The 5,050-nt window shown below is 63.6% G+C and carries 4 protein-coding genes and 1 pseudogene; 2 read left to right on the top strand and 3 right to left on the bottom strand.

From position 1 onward, the window contains the following. Nucleotides 1–796, top strand: a 796-nt coding sequence (locus tag EOA38_RS27750) for an MFS transporter (RefSeq protein WP_127300722.1), incomplete at its 5' end; no start/stop codon positions are given. Between the two features lie 77 nt (nt 797–873). Here EOA38_RS27750 and EOA38_RS27745 read toward each other — a convergent pair. From EOA38_RS27745 to EOA38_RS27735, 3 genes are all read right to left on the bottom strand, one after another. Next, nucleotides 874–1,905 carry an NAD(P)/FAD-dependent oxidoreductase gene (locus tag EOA38_RS27745; protein WP_127300721.1) on the bottom strand — a complete coding sequence of 344 codons (1,032 nt, stop codon included), beginning with the start codon at nt 1,903–1,905 and terminating at the stop codon, nt 874–876. Nucleotides 1,906–2,000: 95 nt separating this feature from the next. Further along, on the bottom strand, nt 2,001–2,321 hold the full coding sequence (locus tag EOA38_RS27740) for a 2Fe-2S iron-sulfur cluster-binding protein (protein WP_127300720.1): 321 nt from the start codon (nt 2,319–2,321) through the stop codon (nt 2,001–2,003). A gap of 137 nt (nt 2,322–2,458) precedes the next feature. Then, nucleotides 2,459–2,827 (bottom strand): Hpt domain-containing protein, encoded by a 369-nt coding sequence (locus tag EOA38_RS27735; RefSeq protein ID WP_126093768.1) that lies wholly within the window; start codon nt 2,825–2,827, stop codon nt 2,459–2,461. 289 nt (nt 2,828–3,116) lie between these two features. Here EOA38_RS27735 and EOA38_RS27730 point away from each other — a divergent pair. Continuing rightward, nucleotides 3,117–5,050: pseudogene (locus EOA38_RS27730) on the top strand (kinesin); the annotation flags it as partial.

Below are 5,050 nucleotides of genomic sequence, written 5' to 3'. Positions count from 1 at the left end.
CAACTGGGGCGGCAGCACCTATCCCTGGTTCTCACCGGAAGTCCTTGGACTGGTGGCTTGCTCGGCCGTGTTCTGGGCGCTGTTCGCGGTCAGACTGCTGCGCGCCGCCGAACCGTTGGTCTCGCTCGAAGTGCTGAGCAATCCGATCGTGCTCGCCGGCACATTGTCGATGTTCCTGCTGCAGGCCGCCAGCATTGGTATCTCGGTCTATCTGCCGGTTTATCTGCAGGCGGTCGTCGGGCTTTCGGTCAGCGAGTCCGGCACGGCCATGCTCGGATTGCTCCTCGGCACTGTCGCCGGCGCCACCTTCAGCGGCCGCACCATCCCGCGCTTCTTCCACTACAAGCGCATCGCCATGTTCGGTATCACCTTCGCGATCCTGTGCATCGGCGTGCTCAGCGCCATTGCGGGCCAAGCTTCGCTGCTCGAAGTCGAGATCCTGACGACCTTGATCGGCATCGGCACTGGAACGACTTTTCCGGTCAGCACGGTTTCGGTCCAGAACGCGGTCGACCGCGCGCATCTCGGCGTCGCGACCGGGGTGCTGACGTTCCTGCGTTCGCTAGGCGGCGCGCTCGGCGTCGCCATGCTCGGCGCCGTTGCGCTCGGCTACGGCTTGCCTTTAGCCGCCGAGGGCTCGCTCACCCGCATCGAGGTCACCTCGGTGACACCGTTCGTGATGATCTTCCTTACCGCCGGCATCACGCTTGTCCTGGCGCTCCTCGCGTTGGCGTTGATGCCGGAAAAGCCCTTGCGCGGCCAGGCTGAGCATTCGGCGCCGGTGCTCTCGGAGTAGCCGCGCGGCCTTTTTGAGCCAAGCCGCCAGAGCAATTCAGCGACCGGCAGAGCGCTGAACTGCTATAACCATTTGTTTCACTCGTGGACGCCGAGCTTCTTCTGGAGGCTGGTCGACGAGGTCGTGTACTGGAAAACAATGCGCTCGCCGGGGCTGATGATGCGCTTGGCCGCCTGCGCCATCAGAGCGACCTCGTGGAAGCCCGACAGGATCAGCTTCAACTTGCCCGGATACCAGTTGATGTCGCCGACGGCGAAGATACCGGGGACCGACGTCTGGAATTTCTCGGTGTCGACCGGGATAAGGTTCTCATGCAGGTTCAGCCCCCATTCGGCGATCGGCCCGAGCTTCATGGTGAGACCGAAGAACGGCAGCATGCGGGTGCAGGGCACCTCGATATCGCCAACGGGGCCGCCCTTGATGGTCGCGGATGAAAGCCGGCCATCGGCGCCCGCAAGGCCGCTCACCTGACCGACAAGGAATCGCAGCTGCTTCATCTCCTGCATGGCATACATCTTGTTGACGCTGTCGGGCGCTGCCCGGAACTCCGGGCGCCGGTGGACGAGCGTCACGCTCTTCGCGACCGGCTGCAGGTTGAGCGTCCAGTCGAGCGCCGAGTCGCCGCCGCCGACGATGACGAGGTCATGGCCGCGGAAATCCTCCATGCGCCGGACGGAGTAGAAGACGCTCTTTCCCTCATAATCCTCGACACCAGGGATGGGCGGGCGCTTGGGTTGGAACGAACCGCCGCCTGCGGCAATCACCACCACCTTGGCCTCGAACACCTCGTTTTCATCCGTGGTGACGCGGAAGCTGCCGTCCTCGAGCTTTTCGAGGCTCGAGACCATCCGGTTGAAGGTGAACCCCGGCTTGAACGGATGTATCTGTTCCATGAGCTTGTCGACCAGGCCCTGCGCCGTGATGATCGGCCAGCCGGGAATGTCGTAGATCGGCTTTTCCGGGTAGAGCTCGGCGCATTGCCCCCCGGGACGGTCGAGAATGTCGATCAGATGGCACTTCATGTCGAACAGGCCGAGCTCGAACACGGCGAACAGACCGATCGGCCCCGCCCCGACAATGAGTACGTCCGTCTTGATCGTGTCCGTCATCAGCTCCGCCCCATTTTGGGAATGGTGGGGACAGTGCATGAGCTATGGCCTGCTGCCAAGCGGCCACGGGCAAAATTGGAAAATGGAGAGTTGGCTCAGCCCTGGCGCTCGGGCACACGCACGACAAGCCCGTCGAGCGCATCGCGCACCTTGATCTGGCAGGACAGGCGCGAGTTCGGCTGGACGTCATAGGCAAAGTCCAGCATGTCCTCTTCCATCGCCTCGGGCTCCCCGACCTCCGCGGTCCAGGCCTCGTCGACATAAACATGGCAGGTCGCGCAGGCGCAGGCGCCGCCGCATTCGGCCTCGATGCCGGGCACCGCGTTGCGGATCGCGTTTTCCATGACGGTCGAGCCGTTCTCGGCTTCCACGTCGAATCGAGTGCCGTCATTGGCGATGAAAGTCAGCTTGGTCATTTGTCACCTGAAGGAGTCGCAGCCGAGATAATCACTCCGCCGCACAAGTCAACTGCGGCAGGAAAACGCCACCAAATGACGTTTTCAGAAGATGGCTGCTCGCCGACGCGTCGCCCGAATCCTCCCGGCGCGATGCTTCAGCGGCTGATGGCGGCGATGAAATCCCGCACTTCGTCGATCAACATGCCGAGCTTCTTCAGGGTGCGGGTGTCCTCGGGCTGCTTTTCGATGGCTGCGGCGCATTCGGCGACGGCAAAGGCACCGATGCCGCGTGCCGAGCCTTTCAGGCTGTGAGCAAGGAGCACACGTTCCCTGGCATCGGCGTCGAGGATCTTGTCACGCACCGAAAGCGCCTGCTGCACGAACAGCGCCAGCACTTCCTGTTCGAGCGCGCGATCGTCCATCGTCTGCCGCGCCAAATGGGCCAAATCCACAGGTCGCGACCCTGCCGTTCCCGACACGTCTCCGCCGGGCATGGAAAACGCGATTCCACTTTCGCCACGCATACGCACTGCAACTCCTAAAAAGGCGGCTGGCGCCCAAAAAAATAGGCGATCCGCGTCGCCATCGGGTTAACGGCTACCGGGGAAAAATGTTGTCACAGAGGCAGCCAAATCACGCTTGCGTTAACCTTATATTTAAAGTTTTACGCATCGCCCGGAATGCATGTTTTCTTTACCCCTGTGTGTCATTACGATACGAACGTCCATTTTCAGCCTCCTGTCTGGGACCAGACAAGCCAGAATCAGGCCAAAATCATAAGTCCCGCGGCAGCTAGTACAGGGTAGCGAAGGCATGGCTAAGAAACCGACGACGACGAAATCCCTCGAGAGCGACGTAGCCGCGGAACTGGAAAAGGCGCTTGACCTTGAGCTCAACGGCGACGAAGGCGGCCTCGACATGGCGGCGTCGATGGAAGATCTCGAAGCCCAGATTTCGGCGGCCGCGGACGAATTGGCGCGCGAAGGCCGCAGCCAGAGAATCGAGCCGGCAAATGAGCCTCAGGCCGCAAAGGCGGCACCCCAGCCAAAGCCGGCGGAGCTGCGCCCGGTCGAATCGCGCGCTTCGCAGCCAGCCGGTTTCACGCCGGCCCCTGCCGGTTTCACACCGGCAAATGATGACCGCCAGAAGGATTACCGGACGCTTCTGCATGGCCTCAACCGGCGCGCCTCGAGCACCGTCTACTGGGTCGTAGCGTTCATTTCGCTTGCGTGGATCGCCGGCGCCGGCGGCGTTGCCAACCTGCTGTTCGGCCCGAGCATCTGGAAGATCCGCACCTTCGATCAGTTCTTCGCCCGCCCCGAGCTGATCGGCCTGGCGGTCGCGGCGATCATCCCGGTCATCCTGTTCTGGGCCTTCGCGGCCATGATCCGGCGCGCCCAGGAAATGCGCATTGCCGCGCAATCGATGACCGAAGTGGCCTTCCGCCTCGCCGAGCCGGAGAACCTTGCCCAGGACCGCGTCATGATGATCGGTCAGGCCGTGCGCCGCGAGGTGGCGGCAATGGGCGAAGGCATCGAGCGCACGCTGGCGCGCGCCGTCGAGCTCGAAACGCTCGTCCACAGCGAAGTCAGCCAGATCGAGCGCTCCTATTCCGAGAACGAGGCTCGCATCCGCTCGCTGGTCGACGGCCTCGGCAGCGAGCGCGAGGCAGTCGTCACCCACGCCGAGCGCGTGCGTGCCTCGATCGCCGGCGCCCATGAGACGCTGCGTGACGAGATCGGCTCGGCCAGCGACATCATTCGCGACTCGATCCTCAACGCCTCGACCAAACTGTCGATGACGATCAACAATTCCGGCGACACGCTGATCGATCGCATCAACGAAAGCTCGATGTCGATCTTCGATTCGGTGGAAACCCGACTCGATACGATCACCGACCGCCTGTCGACCTCGGGCGAGGCCTTCGCCAGCCTGCTCGACACCCGCATCGCCAAGCTGACCGACACGACCGACGGCCTCACCCGCTCGCTGACCGACCTGCTGGATGACCGCACCACCGGCATGGTCTCGCTACTCGGCGGCGCTGCACGCACGCTCAGCTCCGAGTTCGAAGCAAGCCTCAACGGCATCGAGCGGACGCTGGCCGAGCGCGGTCAGGCGCTGATCAGCGAGTTCCAGACCCGCGCCGAGGCGCTCGACACCGGCACCCAGAAGCTCAACGCCGCGCTCGAGGCACGCGCCCGCCAGATCAACGAGACTCTGGTCGAGCGCGCGCGCGAGATCGCCAGCACCTTCGCCGAGAGCAAGGACACGCTGTCGGCGATGATCGATCAGGGCAAGACCCAGATCGGCGCCGATATGGCCGACATCGTGTCGTCGACCTCCTCCATGCTCGAAGCGCGCGCCACCGATTTCGCCGGGCGCATGGAAGCCGCCCGCCACGTCGTGTCGCGATCGTTCGACGCCGACATCCAGCGGCTCGCCGACGCTCGCGCCGGCATCGACGAGGCCATCGAAGACCACAGCCGGAAGCTGGCCGAAAGCAGCCAGCGTATGGCGGCTGCCATGCAGGACGATCTCGCGAAATTCGCCGAGAGTCGCGCCGGCATCGACGACGCTGTGGCCAATCAGGTCCAGAAACTGGCCGAGGGCCGCGGCCTGATCTCTCGCGCGCTGGAAGATGACCTGCGCAAGGTCAACGAGGCGCATGCTGCCATCGACGCTTCGCTGGGCAGCCACCTCGAACAGCTCGAAGAGGGTCGCAACCGCCTGTCTCAGGCCTTGAA

Source organism: Mesorhizobium sp. M1E.F.Ca.ET.041.01.1.1, assembly GCF_003997355.1.
Taxonomy (GTDB): domain Bacteria; phylum Pseudomonadota; class Alphaproteobacteria; order Rhizobiales; family Rhizobiaceae; genus Mesorhizobium.
This window is presented reverse-complemented; position numbering and strand designations above follow the sequence as displayed.